16 protein-coding genes are annotated in these 17,954 nt (G+C 62.6%); 3 read left to right on the forward strand and 13 right to left on the reverse strand.

What is annotated here, in order from left to right:
- The 11 genes from nuoK to AC3LCN_RS02980 all read right to left on the reverse strand — a co-directional run bounded on the left by nuoK (window position 1) and on the right by AC3LCN_RS02980 (window position 10,921).
- The gene (gene nuoK / locus AC3LCN_RS02930; protein WP_488648596.1) at window positions 1-321 is read right to left on the reverse strand and encodes an NADH-quinone oxidoreductase subunit NuoK; all 321 of its coding nucleotides are present in this window, start codon (window positions 319-321) and stop codon (window positions 1-3) included.
- Window positions 318-878: an NADH-quinone oxidoreductase subunit J family protein gene (locus AC3LCN_RS02935; protein ID WP_488648597.1), complete on the reverse strand. Its 561-nt coding sequence runs from the start codon at window positions 876-878 to the stop codon at window positions 318-320. Before AC3LCN_RS02935 ends, nuoK begins: the two co-directional genes overlap by 4 nt.
- 3 nt (window positions 879-881) lie before the next feature.
- Entirely contained in the window at window positions 882-3,428 is a 2,547-nt protein-coding gene (locus AC3LCN_RS02940) for an FAD-dependent oxidoreductase (RefSeq protein WP_488648598.1), read from the reverse strand.
- A gap of 1 nt (window position 3,429) precedes the next feature.
- Entirely contained in the window at window positions 3,430-4,689 is a 1,260-nt protein-coding gene (locus AC3LCN_RS02945; RefSeq protein WP_488648599.1) for an NADH-ubiquinone oxidoreductase-F iron-sulfur binding region domain-containing protein, read from the reverse strand.
- The gene (locus tag AC3LCN_RS02950) at window positions 4,686-5,507 is read right to left on the reverse strand and encodes an NAD(P)H-dependent oxidoreductase subunit E (protein ID WP_488648600.1); all 822 of its coding nucleotides are present in this window, start codon (window positions 5,505-5,507) and stop codon (window positions 4,686-4,688) included. The genes AC3LCN_RS02945 and AC3LCN_RS02950 overlap by 4 nt, the downstream gene beginning before the upstream one ends.
- Window positions 5,508-5,509: 2 nt before the next feature.
- Window positions 5,510-6,850, reverse strand: coding sequence for a complex I subunit 1/NuoH family protein (locus tag AC3LCN_RS02955; protein WP_488648601.1), 1,341 nt, complete (start codon window positions 6,848-6,850; stop codon window positions 5,510-5,512).
- The gene (locus AC3LCN_RS02960) at window positions 6,847-8,058 is read right to left on the reverse strand and encodes an NADH-quinone oxidoreductase subunit D (protein ID WP_488648602.1); all 1,212 of its coding nucleotides are present in this window, start codon (window positions 8,056-8,058) and stop codon (window positions 6,847-6,849) included. Before AC3LCN_RS02960 ends, AC3LCN_RS02955 begins: the two co-directional genes overlap by 4 nt.
- 2 nt (window positions 8,059-8,060) lie before the next feature.
- Entirely contained in the window at window positions 8,061-8,612 is a 552-nt protein-coding gene (locus tag AC3LCN_RS02965; protein ID WP_488648603.1) for an NADH-quinone oxidoreductase subunit C, read from the reverse strand.
- The gene (locus AC3LCN_RS02970; RefSeq protein ID WP_445844411.1) at window positions 8,613-9,095 is read right to left on the reverse strand and encodes an NADH-quinone oxidoreductase subunit B; all 483 of its coding nucleotides are present in this window, start codon (window positions 9,093-9,095) and stop codon (window positions 8,613-8,615) included. It lies immediately after the preceding gene.
- Window positions 9,096-9,310: 215 nt separating this feature from the next.
- Window positions 9,311-9,667 carry an NADH-quinone oxidoreductase subunit A gene (locus AC3LCN_RS02975; RefSeq protein WP_488648604.1) on the reverse strand — a complete coding sequence of 119 codons (357 nt, stop codon included), beginning with the start codon at window positions 9,665-9,667 and terminating at the stop codon, window positions 9,311-9,313.
- 72 nt (window positions 9,668-9,739) lie between these two features.
- On the reverse strand, window positions 9,740-10,921 hold the full coding sequence (locus AC3LCN_RS02980) for an SAM-dependent methyltransferase (RefSeq protein WP_488648605.1): 1,182 nt from the start codon (window positions 10,919-10,921) through the stop codon (window positions 9,740-9,742).
- Between the two features lie 34 nt (window positions 10,922-10,955).
- Here AC3LCN_RS02980 and folK point away from each other — a divergent pair, with 34 nt between their 5' ends.
- Window positions 10,956-11,546: a 2-amino-4-hydroxy-6-hydroxymethyldihydropteridine diphosphokinase gene (gene folK, locus AC3LCN_RS02985; RefSeq protein ID WP_488648606.1), complete on the forward strand. Its 591-nt coding sequence runs from the start codon at window positions 10,956-10,958 to the stop codon at window positions 11,544-11,546.
- A 4-nt stretch (window positions 11,547-11,550) separates the two neighbouring features.
- Here folK and purH read toward each other — a convergent pair whose 3' ends face one another.
- A complete protein-coding gene (gene purH / locus AC3LCN_RS02990) occupies window positions 11,551-12,960 on the reverse strand; it encodes a bifunctional phosphoribosylaminoimidazolecarboxamide formyltransferase/IMP cyclohydrolase (protein ID WP_488648607.1) in 1,410 nt (469 codons plus the stop codon).
- Window positions 12,961-13,015: 55 nt separating this feature from the next.
- Between purH and AC3LCN_RS02995 the strand changes: the two genes are divergently transcribed.
- Window positions 13,016-13,429, forward strand: coding sequence for a hypothetical protein (locus AC3LCN_RS02995; RefSeq protein ID WP_488648608.1), 414 nt, complete (start codon window positions 13,016-13,018; stop codon window positions 13,427-13,429).
- 36 nt (window positions 13,430-13,465) lie between these two features.
- Window positions 13,466-13,846 (forward strand): hypothetical protein, encoded by a 381-nt coding sequence (locus AC3LCN_RS03000; RefSeq protein ID WP_488648609.1) that lies wholly within the window; start codon window positions 13,466-13,468, stop codon window positions 13,844-13,846.
- Here AC3LCN_RS03000 and AC3LCN_RS03005 read toward each other — a convergent pair.
- Window positions 13,757-17,941 (reverse strand): phospholipid carrier-dependent glycosyltransferase, encoded by a 4,185-nt coding sequence (locus AC3LCN_RS03005; protein WP_488648610.1) that lies wholly within the window; start codon window positions 17,939-17,941, stop codon window positions 13,757-13,759. The genes AC3LCN_RS03000 and AC3LCN_RS03005 overlap by 90 nt on opposite strands.
- Window positions 17,942-17,954 lie beyond the last annotated feature (13 nt).

Genomic DNA, 17,954 nt, shown 5'->3' on the forward strand with positions numbered 1-17,954 from the left:
CTACTGCCTCATCGTGTCGTACTCGTCGACCAACGGCGTCTTCCGGTTGCGGAAGATGGCGATCACGATCGCCAGACCAACGGTGGCCTCTGCCGCCGCCACGGCAATGATCAAAAGGGCGAAGGCTGCCCCCTGCCCTACGAGTGACGGAATGAATGCGCCGAGCGCTAGTGCGGCGAGGTTCACGGCATTCAGCATCACCTCAATGCTCATCAGCATGCTGATTGCATTGCGTCGCGCGAGGAACCCAAACGACCCGATCGCGAAGAGCATCCCCGAAAGAACGAGGTACGGCTCCAGGTGCCCAGCGATCTGGCTCACGGAAGCTCCTCGCCCACTTCGTCGCCCTTCGGCTCCATCGCGAGGTAGAGGCCGCCGATGACGGCGGCAAGGATGAGCACGCTCGCAATTTCAAAGGCGAGGAGGTACGGCCCAAAGAGTGCGGCGGCGACGGGCGCGGTGCCGGTTGCGGCCGGAGTGTCGGTAAAGACGGTTGATCCCCAGTCCGTGCTGCCGAAGGCGAGGCCGAAGAGTAGAGCAAGGAGCACCGCTGCAAGCGCTGCGGAGGCTACCTGTGTTTGGAACGCCAGCTTCAGCGGCGCAACTTTTGACTGCGTGAGCATGATCGCAAAGAGGATCAGCACGCTGACAGCACCGATGTACACCAAGACCTGCGCGCCGGCAACGATAGCGGCCCCCAACATCACGTAGATGCCAGCGAGTGCGCCAAGGGTCAGGATCAGGCAGAGGCCACTCTTAATAATGTCGCGGCCAAAGACCACGCCGAACGCTGCGGCGAGCACCACGCCGCCAAGAAGTAAAAAGAGAACGTCCGACCACCCGAGTCCGATCAACGGAATGACGTCGGGGAGCGGCATCCGTTATTTGCGTAGGCTTTGTGGCAACACAGGTAGCTGTCGGGCTGGATCGTAGCGTCGCCCGGCGACGGTGTTCTCCCAATTGGCTTCGCTACGAATGAAGGTTGCCTCCGACGTGCGCTCGAGCTTCGAGAGGGCGATAAGGTCAATCATCGGCTCGCTGCGATCGGTATGCGCAAGTTCAAAATCAAAGCCGCTGCGAAGCGCGTCATACGGGCAAGCGTCGACGCAGATTCCACAGAGGATGCAGCGCGACTCGTCAACTTCGAACTTGGCAAGGATTCGTGGCTTCGGCATCAGCGCACCAGTTGGGCAGGTCTCTGCGCAGCGACCGCACGATACGCATGGTGATTCGTTGAGGCTCATGTCAAGCGGAGTGGTAACAAGCGTGTCAAAGCCGGTGCGCATGAAGTCGTAGCAGGCGGCACCAACTACTTCGGCGCAAACGCTGGCGCAGCGTCCGCAGTCGATACAGCGTGATGGCTCACGCAGGATGAACGCGTGCGAGTCATCACGGATGTAGTCGTGATTTGCACCAGTCCAGCGGTTTTCGGTAATGGAGCGGAACCCGGCACCGCCGTGGTGATCCTTCTCGAGCGTCTTAAGTGTGGTGCCGTATTCAATGCCGAGGCGTCGCAGATCGCAGAAGCCGATGGCTTCGCAGGTGCACTGCAGGCAGCGCGTGCTCTCCGCCATCACTTCAGGCTTGGTATACGGAAGCTCGTACTCGATGTAGTCGTCCTTGCGCTCTTCGGCCGGGAGTGCCTTCATGCGCAGGCGTGGCTCCTTCACCTCGGCGGTGAACGGCACGATGCTCAAGAACTCTGGCTGTGGCTCAGCAAGTGTCTGTCGGTTCCGAATCTCCGAGAGGTCGAGGCCTTGCAGGTACGCATCAACCGCGTAGGCGCAACGCCGACCATCCGCGATCGAGGCAACGACGGTTGTTGCGCCGTTGCGCAGGTCGCCGCAGCCGAAGACGCCATCGCGGCCAGACTGGAAGGTCACAGCATCCGCCTTCATTCGTCCGTTCTTGGTGGTGGCGACGCCGTCTGCGCCAACGCTCGCCCACGTCATGTCGGGACCTTGGCCGATCGCCTTCAGGATGCGATCGCACTCAATGATGAATTCAGTGCCAGGAGCTGGCTCTGGTCGTCGGCGGCCCGATGCGTCGGGGGCGCCGAGCTGCATGCGGATGAACTCGAGACCGATCACCTTGTTATTCGCATCGGTGACGACGCGGGTCGGCCCGGCCTGGAAGATGGCGCGTGCCCCCTCCTCGATCAGCTCGTGGACCTCGTCGGCGGCTGGCATGTCCTTCATGTCGCGGCGGTAGACAAGGGTGACCTCTTTGGCCCCCTGCCGCACGCTTGTTCGTGAGCAGTCCATTGAGGTGTAGCCGCCACCAACCACGACAATGCGGCTCCCCTCATGCCCTGGGTAGGTGAGGCCGAGCGCCGCCGTGTGCAAGTAGTCGAGGCCGTCGATGACGCCGTCGGCATCTTCGCCTGGGATGCCGAGGTCGTTCGTGTCGTAGCAACCGATGGCAACCACGACGCCGTCGTAGCCCTGCGCCTTCAGGTCGGCGACGGTGAAGTCACGTCCGAGCATCTTGCCGCACTCAAAGCGTCCACCGAGTCGCGTGATGGACTGGTACTCACCATCGAGCACTTCAATCTTCGGTAGTCGGTACTGCGGAATGCCGTAGCGCAACATGCCGCCTGGCTCAGGGTCTTTCTCAAAGACGGTAACGTCGTGTCCGGCAACGAGCAGGTAATACGCGGCTGATGCGCCCGCTGGACCAGAGCCAATCACGGCGACGCGCTTGCCCGTCTTTGGCTGCAGCTCGAATGGCACAGGTGGGTCGAGATCCTCATCCCACATTGCCTTCAACACCTGATCGCCGGCGTAGCGGTGGCTATCGCGAATTGCGATCGCCTCATCAACCTCGTCGCGGCGGCAGTGATCCTCGCACGGCGCCGGGCAGACGCGACCAAGGATGCTTGGGAATGGAATGGTGCGCTTGAAGATGCGTGCCGACTCGCGGAACTGCGACTCTGCATTCGCCTTCAAGAATCCAGGGATGTCGATGTGGCTCGGGCACTTGTTCTGGCAGGGTGGCAAGCAGTAGGCGTTGTGGTCGCTGAAGATCAACTCAAGGTTGGTGCGCCGAATCTCGCGAATTCGGTCGGTTTGCGTTGAAACGACCTGTGCCGGCTCCGCCTTTGATGAACAGCTAATGGATGGCTGATCACAGCCTTCGACATCCACCACGCACATGCGGCAGGCGCCGAATCCTGGCAGCTTCGGGTCGTAGCAGAGGGTTGGAACCTCGATGCCGTTCGCGCGGCACACTTCAAGAATTGTTTGACCTTCGAACGCGTCGAGCTGTTGTCCATCAATCTCGACGTAGAAGGTCGGTGTGCGCTGCGGCCGCTGGGGGCTGCGCGTGGTGAGAAGCTTGTCGACAGCGACCTCTGCCGATGGTGCTGGAGTGATCGCGCGCGAGACTGGCGCCACTCCGCTTGCCGGCTGATCAATCAGGTCAGTCATTTTAGCTCCGTCCGCTTGTAGGCGTTGCCGACAGCACGGCGCCCGCTGGTCCAAACTCAGAAGGAAAGTATCGCACTCCTGTCAGAAGGGGGTTTGGCGCCAGAGCCTCATGGGCGCAGAGGGCGCTATCGGTAACATCGGCGGCGAGCTTCTGCAGGCGCTCTGCATCTTCAGGGCCCGCGAGCCCATCCACAAAGCGCTGGCCGATCTCGGCGAGTCGGCGTGTGCCGATGCGGCAGGGGATCGTCTTGCCGCACGCCTCATCAGCGCACCAGCGTGTGAGCATGGTGGCGAGCTCTGGGATCGCGACGGAGTTGTCGAGTGCCAAGAGTGCGCCCGAGCCGATGTGTGCGCCAACGCCCTTGAGCCCTGCGCCGCTATATGGGGTGCCGCCGAAGAGGTTTGCAGGAATGAATCCGCCAGTCGGCCCACCAGCCAGCAGCGCCTTGATGCTTGCGCCACTGGCCGTGCCGCCCGCCGCTGCGATGATCTCGTTGAGTGGCGTGCCGGTCGGCACCTCAAGAACGCCAGGGTTCGCGACCGATCCGCTGATCTGCACGAGCACCGTCCCCGGCTGTGTCGTATCGCCAATCTGGGCAAAAGCCTCTGCGCCGTTGTTCAGGATCCATGGCACCGCGGCGAGTGTGGCGACGTTGTTCACAGCGGTCGGCTTGCCCAGATAGCCAACCGTTGATGGGTATGGGGGGGTCTGCTCTGGCTGGCCGCGCTTCCCGGCGAGCGCCTTCATCAACACGGTCTCCTCGCCGATCATGCTGGAACCCTGCAGTGGGCGCACGGTGATGATCAGCTCGCGACCAGTGCCCAGCAGCGTTGCGCCGAGGGCTCCCTCGCGTTCGGCGTTGGCGATCACCGCTTCGAGTCGCTTGATTGCTTCGGTGTACTCAGCGCGCACGGCAATGAGCGCCTCACTGGCACCCACGGTGAGGGCGGCGATGGCAAGCCCCTCAACGATCCCCTGCGGGTTCTCCTCCATAAGGAGGCGGTTGGTGAAGACGGCCGGGTCAGATTCGTAGCCGTTCGCCACGGCGTAGTGCTGGCTGGCCGGCTCGGCGGCGGTCGCCTGCCACTTCGCCCCAGTAAGGAAACCGCCACCTCCGTGACCGCGCAGGCCGGCGGCGATCAGGGTTGTGGTCGTGGCAGCGGCCCCGGCGGCTGCGGCGGCGCGGAGTGCCGCCCACGGCTCGGTCGGCGCCACGAAGAGCAGTTGGCTCCAGCCTTTGGGGGCGCTCAGGCGCTTCATGCGGCGTACCTGCCGGCGAGAGCGGCCGCCCAGCTGGCGGCATTCTTGGCGCTGAGCTCGCGCTGCGGCTCTCCGTCAATAACCACCAGCGGCGACGGGGCGCCGAGCAGGTGGCTCGGAAGCGACTCGAGGCGCAAGTTGCTCCATGGGATCGCTCGGCCGAACTCGGTGCCGAACTCGTAGCTGAGGGTGCCCATCACCGAACCCGCCCCCGAGACGAGGCAGTTGGCACAGCGGCAGACGGCGATCGAGCGGGTCACCCCTGGCTCAAAGGCAAGGTGCTTATAAAAGGTGGCGGTGCCATAGACCATGGCGTACCAAGCACCAGTCGCGCCGCTAACGCGCTTCAACGCATCAACAGGCAGGTAACCGTAGGCCCCCTGAATCGCTTCAAGGATCGCGAGCATGTGGTGCGGGTCGTAGTCGTGCGCTTCGAGGATCTCGTCGACCTTCGCGAAGTTGACGGTCGCCCCTGTTGCCGCTGCAGCATCAGAGACAGCGCGGCCGGAGCGACGCATCGCCGACTCCTCGCGACGTTCGGCGTATTGCTCGCCGGGGCCCCAATGCACCGCGAAACGCCCCTTCGTGTCGGTGCCGCCCATATCGATGCACTCGATCGGACAGGCCTGCGCACACTGAAAACAAGTTTCGCACTTCAGCGTGCCGTGTTCGTCAGTAATGAGCTCAAGTCGGCCCCGATTGCGCGGCGCAATGTCGGGCTTCACCTCTGGATACAGCACGGTACGCTTCGGCTGGAAGAAGCGCGTCAGCGTGAGGCGCATCCCTGAAACAAGACCCGCGCCAGGAATTCGTGGCATGGCTACCTCCCCGCAATCAACACGGCAAACGCCGTCGCAAAGATGTTGAGTAGCGATGCAGGCAAGAGCCACTTCCAGGCGAAGCCCATCAGCTGGTCGATGCGTGCGCGCGGCAGTGTGCCGCGCATCCAGACAAAGGTGAAAATGAGCGAAAATGTTTTCATCAAGAACCAGATGAGGCTGGCGACGGGCGGCAGCATCACAAAGGCCCAGACGCCTACGAGCGCCGTTGATACGCCGCCGAAGATCAAGAATCCTCCGACGAGCGCGTGCCAGGCCTTCACGCGAGTACTGGCGAACCAGAGTGGCGCCGCGAACAGTAGCGTGCCAATAACGGGTGCGAGTCCGGCGATGAGCGGCAGGCCAATGCCGAGCGCGCTCAGGTCAATCAAGATTTGTGGATGTAGGTCAATATGAATTGGCGGGTTTGATCCACCGAGGAAAACGGAACTAAAAAGCGCCGACACAATAAAGACGTTGACGTACTCCGCGAAGAAGAAGAATCCGAAGCGCATGCCGGAATACTCGGTGGCGAATCCCGCAACAATCTCCTGGTCGGCCTCAGCGTTGTCAAATGGGGTGCGGTTGGCCTCGGCGGTGATGGCGATGAAGAAGATGATTGCGGCAAGTGGCTGGCGGAAGATGAACCAGTCGAGGAACGAGCCGTCTTGTGCAGCGACGATCTTCGGCAGTGAAAGGGTGCCGGTCAGGATCACAATCCCCACGACGGAGAGTGTCAGCGGAATCTCGTAGCTGATCGCTTGTGCTGCGGCGCGGATGCCGCCGAGCAGTGAGTACTTATTGAACGACGACCAGCCAGCCATCATCAAGCCAACGACGCTGAGCCCGCCGATCGCAAAGAAGTAGAGAAGACCAAGCTCAAAGCCCATGCTCGTGAGCTCTGGCGCAAACGGAATGACGAGCAGAGTCATGAAGCTGGCGAGATAGACGACCACTGGTGCCAGCGTGAAGACTGGAACGTCGACGCTCGGTGGCGTGTAGTCCTCCTTCATCAGCACCTTTAAGCCGTGCACGACGCTCATCACAGCGCCCGCTGGTCCAATGCGATCTGGTCCGATACGAAGGTTCATCAGCGCAATGATCTTCATCTCCATATAGATCAAGAGGAATGCGACAGGGACCGAGATGAGGAAGGTGACGATCGCAGCTACGAGGAAGCGCACGATCGGAAGGTTTGCTCCGATCGTTTCGGCAATGGCGCCGCCAAATGTGGCGAGTAGTGCGGTCGTCAGCCCGCCACCAATTGCGAGCACGGGGAGCAGCACCGCGAGTGCGCGGCCGGCTGGCGTCAGGCGGTTCCAGGCCATCGATGCGCCGCTCACTTGTCAACTCCGCCCATGACCGGGTCGAGGCTTGCCATGACGGCCATGATGTCGGCGATGAGGTTCCCCTTGGTGAGCGGCCCAACAAGTTGCAGGTGCACAAATGATGGGTCGTGAATGCGCATGCGGAATGGCTGGTCGGTGCCGTCGCTAATGGCGTACGTGCCATACACGCCGCGTGGACCCTCAACAGCGCCGAATGCGCGGCCCGGTCGCGGGCGAAGAAGGCGTGGCAGCTTCGCCATCACTGGGCCGTCGGGCATCTCGTGAAGGACCTGGTCAATGATGCGGATCGACTGCTTGATCTCATCCATGCGCACTAGGTAGCGCGCCAGCGAGTCGCCCTCGTCGCGGGTCGGCACGTCAAACTCGAGCGCTGGGTAGACGAGATATGGGCGGTCGCGGCGCAGGTCGTAGGGGACGCCGCTGGCCCGTAGGTTTGGACCGGTCACGCCCATCTTGAGCGCTATCTTTGCATCGAGAACGCCGAGACCGCGCGTGCGGCGCACGAAGATCTCGTTCTCGTTGATCAGGGCCAGGTTGGAGTCGATCTGGGCGGCGGCGCGGCTCATCCAGGTGCCGAGGCGGCTCATGAACTCGTGGTTCAAGTCGCCGTTCACGCCGCCGATTCGGTAGTAGTTGTAGAGGAGCTTCTGGCCGGTGAGAGCGGCGAGCATGTCGACGATCTCGTCGCGCTCAATGAAGGCCCAGAGGATTGGCGTGATGCCGCCAAGGTCGAGCGCCATCCAGCCTTGGAAGAGGGTGTGGCTTGCAATGCGGTTGAGCTCCATCGTCAGCACGCGGATGTATTGCGCGCGGAGTGGCACCTCAACGTCCATCAACTTCTCAAACGCCGCGACTGGCGCCGCCTCGCAGAAGAGTGAGGCCACGTATTCAAGTGGGTCGGTGTAGCAGATCGCCGAGTGGTAGTCGGCGTTCTCGCAAAGCTTCTCGACACCACGGTGCAGGTAGCCGAGCACTGGATCGAGGTCGATAACTTTTTCGCCGTTCACCTTAATGATCACGCGCAGCACACCGTGCGTTGATGGGTGCTGTGGCCCCATGTTTACGAACATCTCACCATCGCGCAACGTCAGGAACTCCGCCTGTCGCTCGGTCTGCGGGATTGGTGCTGGCTCGTACCACGTTGATTCCGCGGGAATTGCAACTCGTGGATCGTCGAGCGATGGGCGCATCTGCTGTGTCATCGCTATACCCCTGGGCTCTTGCGCAGCAGCGTTGCTGCGGTCGCGTCGGCCGGTGTTCCGGCGCGCTCCATGTTGCGCACGCCGGCGGCGGGTGAGCGCGATGCATCATCGGCGAGATAGAAGTCTTTGCGCAGCGGGAAGCTGCGGTAATCGTCTGGCATGTAGATGCGGCGCAGATCGCGGTTCCCTTCAAAGATGATGCCGAACATGTCGTAGGCCTCGCGCTCCATCCATTCGGCGCCTGGCCACATAAAGGTTGCCGAGGCGATGCGTGGCGCGGTGCGATCTAGACCTGGAACAATCACGCGCAGCCAATCGCCACTTGTTGAAGAGGAGAGGTGATACACAACCTGCATCTCTTCACCGGTATCAACACCGCATAAATCGATCAACATTTCAAATCGCAACGCTGGCTCGTCGTGCAGCGTGCGCAACGTATCGGTTGCGTCGGCAAGTGCGACGCGAATCTCACTCTCGTCGTATCGCTGGCGAACCGGTGTGAGTAATCGCTCTCCGAATGTTTCGGTAAGGAGTGCAGCAAGACGACGATCCACTTAGATCCCCTTCGGGACAGTTGGGCCGATCGCGCGCTCCGGCCAATGGCCGCGGCGATCTTTAATGAGCTGTTGTAGTTTCATCATTCCGTAGATCAAGCCTTCCGGTCGCGGTGGGCAACCGGGAATGTACACATCGACTGGCATGACGCGATCGATTCCTTGCACTACGGAGTAGCTTCGCTTGTAGCGTCCGCCGGAACAGGTACAGTCGCCCATCGCCACAACCCACTTCGGTTCAGGCATCTGCTCCCACAAGCGAATCAGTGGTTCGGCCATCTTGGTGGTAAGCGTTCCCGCAACGATCAACACGTCGGCCTGACGTGGACTGGCGCGGAACGGGAACATTCCCCAGCGATCAATGTCGTTCTTCGGCGTTGCAGTCGACATCATCTCAATGGCGCAGCATGCCAATCCAGAGAGCAGCGGCCATAGGCTATTGGCACGAATCAGGTCGAGCACGACGTCGGCCTTCGTTGGAATGGCGGAGAGTGCGCCGCCCCATCGCGCATCATCGACACGGCCTTCGCCAGTCGCGTCGTATCGCGCGAGCTCTAGGTTCGGGTGTGCTTCGAGTGGTAGTCCGCCATACGCTCGAGCATCATCAGTGCTCCACAACGTGTTGCCGACGGTTGCTGGCGACTGAAGGCTGCCGTCTGGTTGCACTTCAGGGAGGTTGCCGAACTTCGGGTCGCGCGTTATCGCCATGAGAGGACCCCCTTGCGCCACGCGTAGGCGAGGCCGACAAGCAACACGCCGATGAAGATCGCCATGGAGATCAGTCCGTTCATCAAGAGCACCTTGAAGTTCAGCGCCCAGATGTAGATGAAGACGATCTCAACGTCGAAGGCGACGAAGAGGAGCGCGTAGAGATAGAAGGAGAGGCCGAAGCGTCCGTGGGTGTCACCGTACGTGTCAATGCCAGACTCGTAGGGGACCTGCTTCCCCCGGCTGCCGCGCGTGCGATGGGAGATCAGCCAAGCGAGGCCGATTGTAAGGAAGACGAAGGAAGCACCCGCGCCTGCGAAACCGAGGACGTACCAGAGTCCTGTCATGAAACTCCCCCGTTCGATTCATCGACCCGGCGCGCACCCCGCAGCCGGGGCTCGGGTCGTTACACTCACATTCTAGACGAGGGGCCGATTCGGAGCCGCCGCTCCGGGGAGTGGCGATGCAGGGTCTGCGAGCGCAATTGCCCCTGGGGAACGCCCCGCAACAAACAGCTCAACGGCGAATCCGCCCATGCGGCGCGGATCCATCAGTTGTGCGAGCGCGGAGCGCAGGGCGATCGCCCCTTCAAGGGTCGCCGCTGGTCCCGTACGCGTGCGGGCGACCTCGCCGTCGACCCCCGCCGTCGCGAGAAACCTGGCCTGGTTCGTGCTCGCCAGGTGGCGGAGCCCGCCAGCCTCAGCCGCCGCCCGCAGTAGGGTGAGGTCCACATGAGCGGTTAAGTCTCGGCTCCCCGGCTCGCTGAGGAGATCGGCGGTGGCCCGGTGCCCCTGGTAGGCGAGGGCGGTGCCCGCCATGCGGCTGACGGCGTCGCGCAGGGAGTTCCCCTCGCGGCCGTAATCCAGCACGAGAACAACCCCCTCGGTGAGCTCACCACCCAGCCCGTGAGCCCAGTCGGCCGTGGCTGGCGAGATCTCGGCGAGCTGTCCCTCGGCAAGCTGCGGCCAGCCAGCCATAAGGGGGGCAAGCTGCTCCAACGTCTCCGCGACGGGCGCCCCTTCGCCCCAGGTGAAGGCATTTGTTACAGGATCAACGAGGACGCGGCGCTCTTTGAAGCCGCCTGGAGCGGTAGGACGACCGACCACGATGTGGAAGGGAAGGGCATCGACAAACTCATTGGCGACCATGATCCCTGCGGCGGGTGGGCTCGATGCCGCGACGAGCGGTGGCCCCCCGCCCGGGCGTGCCGCCAGAGCCGCCGTCAATTCAGCGAGGCGGTGTGGGTTTGCCTCGCTCACCGAAACCTCCAGCGCTTCGAGAAGGGGGTGCCCTCCTCGGGCGAGGTGGTCGAGTGCCGCCAACAGAAGGGTTCCCTCGCCGGCGCCGTATTCACGCCAACGGAATCGTGCTGGGCGGCCGAGGCGCTCCCAGGTTGCGGCGGCCAGTTGCGCTATGGCCGCGCCAAGGATGGGGTGCAGTTCCGGCGCGGTCATGAAGTCTCCGCTGCGACCAGCCCGTCGCTGCGCGGTTGCGTAGTAGCCGAGTCCAGGCTCCAGAAGGGCGCGCTCCATGAAGCGCGCGAAGCTGATCGAGCCTTCGCGTTGGACCTCTTCCCGAATGAGCCGCTCTACCTCTTCCATGCAGTAGATCCTACGCGGCGCTACCGTCGGGCACATGCGTGAGCTCGTCGTACACCTAGCGATCGGGGCCAACCTCGACGACCCTGTCGCCACGCTCGCCGAAGCGGTCGTTGCACTCGCACACATTCCTGGCTGGAGCCTTGAGCAGGTCTCGCCGCTCTACCGCACCACTCCGGTCGGCCTCGTTGATCAACCAGAGTTCTTCAATGCCGCGCTTCAAATGCGCGCGACGCTGCCTGAAGGACCGGCGGCGGCGGCCGTTGAGGTGCTGACGCGCGTCAAGGAGCTAGAGCAAATCTTTGGCCGCGTGCCGACGGTGCGGTTCGGCCCACGCCGACTTGACATTGACATTATTGCCATGGAGGACATCGCGGTCGTGCATCCACGACCGCACGGCACGGAGCCTGATGGCGCTGATGCGGATCGACCACTTGTCGTTCCACATCCATCCGCAACCGAGCGCCTCTTCGTCTTGGCGCCACTCGCCGACATCTCTCCAACACTGAAAGCGCCAGGGTGGCAAGGAACAGCACGCGAACTGCGTGATGTTCAGCGAGGCGTTGAGGGCGATGCGGCTGCACTCTGCGTTGGCGCGTGGGATCAGGCGGCGCTGCGCTGGGTGTAGGGCGTTAGCGGCGGTAGTGTCGCCGCCCGGTAAAGACCATTGCAATGCCGTGACGATCGGCGATCTCAATCGCCGCTGCGTCGCGACGTGAGCCGCCCGGCTGAACGATTGCGGTGACGCCCGCTGCTGCGGCGGCGGCGATCCCCTCTGCGAATGGGAAGTACGCATCGCTGGCCATCACTGCACCACGTGCGCGGTCTCCCGCCTGATTGAGCGCAATGTCAACGGCAACGCGCCGATTCACCTGTGCAGCACCAATACCGAGTGTTGCAGCGCCACGCGCCACTACAATGGCGTTCGATCGGATATGTCGAACGATGCGCCACGAGAAGAGTAGGTCGGTAAGCTCGTCAAGTGTTGGACGGCGTTCGGTGACAACACGAAGTTGCGAACGCTCAATGTTTCCCGTGTCGGCTGTTTGTAAGAGTACCGCGCCGCTAACGCCAATGATGTCAAACTCCGTTTCGCGATAAGAGGGATCAATGATGACGCTCAGATCTTGCCGCGTGCGCAACGTTTCCGCGGCGCCATCGTCTGCGAGTGCTGGCGCAAGCACCGATTCAAATGTGCCCGATGCGATCACCGCGGCAACGGCGCGATCAATCGGCACGTTCAGCACGATGATTGAGCCAGAGCTTGCCGCTGCGTCTGTCTCAATCGCGCGTGTGAGTGCACCGAGCGCCGTCTCGGCGGTTGCGACGCCGATCGGATCTGTGTGTCGAATGAGCGCAACGCTCGGCGTTGGTAGGTCGGCAACGAGTCGCGAACCAGCGTCGAGGTCGAGTAGGTCGTTGAAGCTGGGCTCTTGCCCCTGCAGCACTCGAGAGCTAATGATCCCCGCGTTTGCAGCATGTACGCGCCGGTACGCCGCCGCGGCCTGGTGTTGATTCTCGCCGTGGCCAAATATGCGAATGCGTTCAAGCACTATTACGTCTCGAGCCGGCATGGCGCTCTCGCTGTCGCGAACCAGCGGCGCAACATGGGCCGCAATGACGAGGGCTGCCGAACGCCGGAGTTCGCTCCGTAGTGCGGTTAAGTTGCCGGTGGATCCCATGTCGGAGAGGAGGTCGCCGATCGCAGTTGGGTCAACAACGATGATCGGCCCCTCCTCGGCGGCGAGGAGTGCTCGCGTAATGGCGACGATTGCGGCTGGTGGGACTTCGGCCCCTACTGGGGCGATCAGGAGGTCGGCACTGGTAAGGCTCGCCGCTGCCTGATCGAGCGTCGCGGCATCGGCATATTCGGTCACCTGGATCTCTTCCGCCCGAAGGTGCGGGGCGGCGGGACCAGCTTCGACCGTGGCCCCACGGGCGATAAGGGTCGCGAGGATGGGTGTCAGCCCTGCGAGGGCGGGGCTCTCGGGGGAGATCAGCAGAAGGACGCGCATGCTGCTGATGGTGGCATACTCGCTCACACGAACCCGCACGCTGTTGTGCTGGGTGAAGCGAAACCTAGCGAGTGAGGAAAAGATGTTTCGTTGGCCATGGGAGTACCTCTTCACCGTCCTCAACGCCGATCTTGGAACCTTCTACACGCCGTTCTGGATCGCAAACCTGGTGCTCTTCCTCGCAACGATCCTGGTCTACTCATTCGCGACCCGCGGCGCTCGTGGACGAGGGGTGGTCGGCGACGAGTGGGAGTACATCCTCTGGATCAGCCTCGGCACCTTCGGCATGAATCTGATCTACGCCGCATTCCAGTGGTACGGCCTCTTCCCTATTGCCACCACGCTTGTTGGGCTCTTTGCGCTGCGTGACACCGTCACAAAGCGCTTCCCTCCACTTCTCGCCGCTGAAGCCGAGCATGCCGCACTCTTGCGCACGCGACGCCAGGTTGCTGACGGCGTTGAGGCGACCATTCGCCCAGCGAACCGTCGCGGATAGCCCTTTGGTGTGCGCAGCTGCGCACTGCGGAAGAGCATGAACATCCGAAGTTTTGGCCCTGGTCATCGACGTGCCGACCGCGCTGCGGGCTCTCAGGGTGTTCTCAGTAGCGCCATCTTCTCGAACGACATCGCGCAAATCACCGAGTTCACGGTCACGCCGGGTGGCACCTACGGTCCGCTGCGCAGCGCTGGTGAGGTTGTGCTCGTAGTGATTGAGGGTGGTGGCTGGGTCTCTGCACGCGAAGTGCTCGTGCAACTTGCCGCTGGTGAGTCGCTACATCTTGAGCGGCTTACGCCCTATAGCATCGCTGCGCGAGAGTTACCGCTACGCGCGATCCTCGTTGAGCTTTCGCCGAGCAGCGCGACCGATTCGGCTCGCGCCATAGGCACCAGCGGCGGCGGCGCAGAGGAGTAGCACGCCAACAACGAGCGTCGCACTACTGACAAGCGCAGTCTCGGCAGGGCTTTCAAGGGTGACACCGAACTGGAACGGCCATGTCCATGTTGGTAGCACTCCTTGATACCAGTTGTGAACTCCGGTCGGGAGTGGCAGCGCCGACCAGTTTGGATACCAGAGGAGCGCAACAGCGGCGATGCTACTAGTAGTGATCATGAAGATCCGGCGCACATCAGTCGCACCGAGAATTGACCACGCCGCCACCGTAGCGGGAACAAGCGCAATCGCACCAACGAGTGGACCCGGTGTGCCAAATCCGCCTGATAGGCACACCTGACTCTCGGGGTAGACGCTCGCTACCCCTGCAAGTGCACAGAGCGCGCCAGTAGCCATCCAGAGCACCGGTGCAGCAAGCACCGCGCATGCGCCACTGATGCGCATGATCTGCGCGGCACGATGCGATCCAGCGCGAAGATCGGCTAACAGGAGCGCGAACCCGATCAGGGCGATTTGTGATGTTGGGTAGTAGTGATACTGGAATGCGGCGCGATCGATGCGCGCCCACGGTAGCCAGAGGGCGAGACCAAGAATGAGAACCGACGCGAGGCCCCAGCTTCGCCGGCGCCACGCTTCTGCGGCGAGCCAGATTGCGCCGCCGATGCTAAAGACGCGGGAGAGCACGTTGCCACCGTCGTACACCGCAGCGGTCCATGAACCGCCGCCGGCAGTGAAGTTTTGTTGGAAGAACCAGACGGGCTTCAGGTCAAGTGGCCACGCCCACCAGGGTGAGCTTGCAGCGTGCGCGACGCGCAGTGTGTCGTGATAGCGATACATCGACGCGGTGAGGTCAGTCAGTGTCTGCCCAGTGTTGCCGATCGGCCAACCGGTGAATAACTGATTACCGAGTGCTGCCCACGGTAGGTAGCTCGCGATGTAGACGCCGAGCGGAATTGCGGCGAGCGTCAAGAAGATGAGCGTCACTTCGCCTGGGAGCGAGAGCAACCCAAGAAGAGAACGTGGGGTTGCGTCGCGTCGCGAGATGCCACCAGCGCGATAGATCGCTGCGCCGGTCGCCGCGAGGAGCAGCACCAACACAACGGCGAACGGTAGGTTTGGGATGCGGGTAGAGCCGTCGGCAACCGCGAGTGCTGGCGGAAGCAGCACGGCGCCGAGTAGTGCGAGTCCGCCCGCGACCAGCAGGCGCCCGGGTGCTGTCCGTGCGAGCCAGATAATGCCGAGGCCGAAGATGCCGTAGAGGGCGACCCACTTGCTCGCGAGTGCGCCGCCGAGCATAAGTCCGGCCACGACAAGGAGGAGCCCCTCAGGAAGAGCGCCACGGATGCGGCCCTGCAGCCACGCCACGAAGGCGACCGCGCCGCCGAGCAAGAGGGCAAGGAGGTAGACGTCATTCATGCCAATGCGGCTCTGCACGAATCCGGCCCCGTCGAGCAGGGCGAGGAGGCCGACGAGGGCGGCGACATCGCGGCGCTCCGTCAGCAGCCGAGCCAAGAGCACGAGGAGGGCTGCGGCAAGAGCGCCGGCAATCACCCCAGGCCAGCGCCAGCCGGCGGCGAGGTCTCCCACGCTTACCTGTGTCATCGCACCAGACGGAGTTGCAATAAGTAGCTCGCCGTTGCCACCATCGGCACGCTCGGCTGAGGCGTCGAGGGCGACGGCGCTTACGCCGAGCGTGAGTGCATCTGCGCCCACGGCAACATCTGCAAACCGAGCGTTGCCGTTCGGCTCAACCGTCCACAGCGACGCGCCCGTGCCATCGGGCCCCGGTGCCACTACGTGCACCATGCGGCTTGCATCGTTGGGCACGATCGCCGTGGCACCCGGGATCGTGATCTGCGAAATAAGCGTCGCGCTCTCGCCCTTGGTGCTGTACACGCGCACTTCGTCGCGCCCAGCAACATAGATTCGCGGGGAGTCAAACCAGTCAACGCCCGCGATGGCGTTTGCTCCACCAGGAATTGATAAGAGCTGCGGGTTAGATAAATCTCGTGCCGTAAAGCTCGTTAACCCATTGTCGCTCGTAACGAATATTTTCTCATCGGCGCTGACGGTTAGTGCAACGACTGACGAGCCGCCAGCGAGAGGTGCGCTCGCCACAACAACTCCATCGCGTATGATCAGCGCCCGGTCACGTTGCACGACGGCAACACTGCCATCAGCAAGTGGCGCGATGCCCAGAATGGCACCTCCACTTAATGGCCATGTGCGGAGGCCCCTTGCGCCGCCCTGATCGGCGGTGACGCGGTCGACTGAAAAAATTGTACCGTTTGCGGTGGCGCCCCAGAGCCAGCCATCATGGGCGGCGAGCAGCTGCGAAACACTGCGTAGTGGGAGTGCGCCAAGGACTGCGCGAGTCGATGCATCGATCACGCTGATCTCGTCTGGCCCCGCAATCCAAATTCGTCCAGGGCTTAGCGCATCCTCTGACCGAATCGCAATTGCGCCGATCCTTGTTGGGTATGTTGTGTGCGCATCCACACGAGGTGCGCCGAACGCTTCAAGACCAAGTGCAATGAGGTACTTGGCAAGGTGCGGATGCGTGTACTCATAGATCGCATGCGGCTCGCCATACTTCCAGTCTTGCATGAACTCTGTTGCGGTTCGCACGTGGTAGACCTCATCAAAATGGAAGTGCGTCGGTTCACCGATGCGCCAACCTCTCAGCGACAAGGTGCTCACAGTCACCAGGATCAAGATCCAGAGGTCAATCCGTGTAAGGGTTCGGCGGGGCTCCGACTTTGCAATCACGACCCGTCGTGGCACAGCGTCAACGCGTTTCCGCTGCGTGGTTGCTAGTCGAGCAATCGCTGTGCGTTTCTCGGCGCTCCTCGCTAGCCAGATTGCCGCGAACAGCGTTGCCGTGATTGCGACCGCGGTAGCCGTGACCGCAATCGGTGTGTGGAGTGCGTCAGTGAAAGCGCCAAGTTTTGGCAAGCCTGGGTTCTGGAAGTACGAGATGGTGAGCACCCCCCAGCTGTTCACAAAGAAGGCGACCGAGGTTGCGACAGCAATCCAGCGCCAGGCGGGACGTGCTGCGGCGAGTGCAATCGTGAGCGGAATCGCCGGGAAGAGATAGCGCTCGTGCACTCGCGTTGGGAGAACGAAGAAGGCGATGGCAAGGATGGCAACAGCGGTAACGGTATGGATTGCCGTATCGCGTCGTACGTAGCGCATCGCAACGAGTACGGCGGCGGCGATCGCTGCGCTACCAATTGCAACTCCGGGGATACCGATGAGCGGAAGTGGGTCGATGTCAGAGGCCCACCCGCTCGCATCAACGACCGCTCGCCCTCCTACTGTTATGAGTGCCCAAGGGTTCCAGGCGTTTACCGAGAGGTGCGGGTAGCCACCCGCCGCCTCTGCGACCTTGGCCAGCACATCAGGAAGCGTGAGCCCGAACGGCAGGGCGGCGAGGGCCACCGTGGCGGCGCCAGCCAAGCCCGCTACGACGAAGGCCCATGGGTCACGTGCCGAACGCGCTCGCACAAATGCGAGGACGCCAACGATGGGGATCAGGATGCCGAACTGTGGCTTGAGCACCGCAGCGAGGGCGGCGAAGATCGCACCGCGGACAGTCTGGCCGCGGATGAGCGCGGAGAGTGAATAGAGGAGGGCGGCAGCTCCGATGGAATCGACCTGCCCCCACACGGCCGAGTCGAGCCAGATCATTGGCCCGAAAGCCACGGCGACTGCGGCGGCGATCTGACTGCGGCGTGGGGCGCCAAGGTCGGTGGCAAGTCGCACCGTTGCCAGTACCAGCAGCCCGTCGGCGAGGATCGCAGGGAGCTTTACGAGAGCCCCGAGGTCGGTGCTGCCTGTGATGAGTGCGGTGAGCGAGCCAAGCGCCCACAGGACCCACATGTAACCGGGGAGATAGTCGACAAAGATTCCACGCGCATAGAAACCCCACGGTCCGCGCGTTCCTAATTCCGATGCCCACGCTCGGAATGAGTTGAGGTCGGCGGCAAATCCTGCGTCTGGAGGGAGTGCCACGTATGCGATGATCACGCGCAAGAGAATTCCGAGCGCGGCAATCAGCGCAATTGTGCGAAGGCTGACCTGCTCGGTTGGTCGACGGGCCGTCTGAGGAGTCATCTGCCGAGTGTAG

This window comes from Candidatus Limnocylindrus sp. (genome assembly GCF_040397215.1).
Classification (GTDB): Bacteria; Chloroflexota; Limnocylindria; order Limnocylindrales; family Limnocylindraceae; genus Limnocylindrus.